The 611-nt window shown below is 74.2% G+C and carries 1 pseudogene; it reads left to right on the top strand.

The window, feature by feature from the left end:
* Positions 1–247 precede the first annotated feature (247 nt).
* A pseudogene (locus CCN29_RS34405) lies at positions 248–611 on the top strand (ABC transporter substrate-binding protein); the annotation flags it as partial.

Here is a 611-nt window from a genome sequence, read left to right as displayed (position 1 = left end):
GACAACGGGGGGTGTCCATGCTCGGCCGGGATCAGATGGTTCCGCAGGACTGTCCGGGAGGTCATCCGGGCATGTCGACGGGGGCGGGGATCGACGTCCAGCGGCAGCTGGAGTCGCTGATCCAGGATTTCCGCGCGGGCGATCCCCCGATGCCGGTGATCGTGCTGCACGCGGAGGACGCCGCCGACGACGACCGTGTGACNNCGAGCTGCGCGAAGGGCAGCAGCGTCACGGCACGCGCCTGGCCGTGGCGCCCACCGAGCCGCCGCAGGGCGGCATCGACCCCACCGCGCAGGCCGTCCGGCTCCTTCGCGACCTGGGCGACGGCCGGAAGTGGGGCGACCGTTCCGCCTCGTACCGTCCCTACTCCTTCCCCCGGCTGGGGCTCGTCCGCGCCCTCCAGGACGCCACCGACGACCCGGACATGGACGAGCACTGGCCGACCGCACCGGCAGGCACCCCGGACGGCAACGCCCAGCGTGAGCAGGCCCAGACGCAGCTGCTCCGCATCCTCGCCCGGCAGCGCTGGCGCCCGCGCAGGCCCGCGCGCCGCAACCGGCAGGCGCTGCTCAACGACGTGCAGCAGTTCCTGCCCGCGGGCGTCCTGGGCG

It is taken from the genome of Streptomyces pseudogriseolus (assembly GCA_002154585.1).
GTDB lineage: Bacteria > Actinomycetota > Actinomycetes > Streptomycetales > Streptomycetaceae > Streptomyces > Streptomyces pseudogriseolus.
The sequence above is the reverse complement of the archived record's forward strand: the minus strand, read 5'-3'. Positions and strand labels throughout refer to the sequence as shown.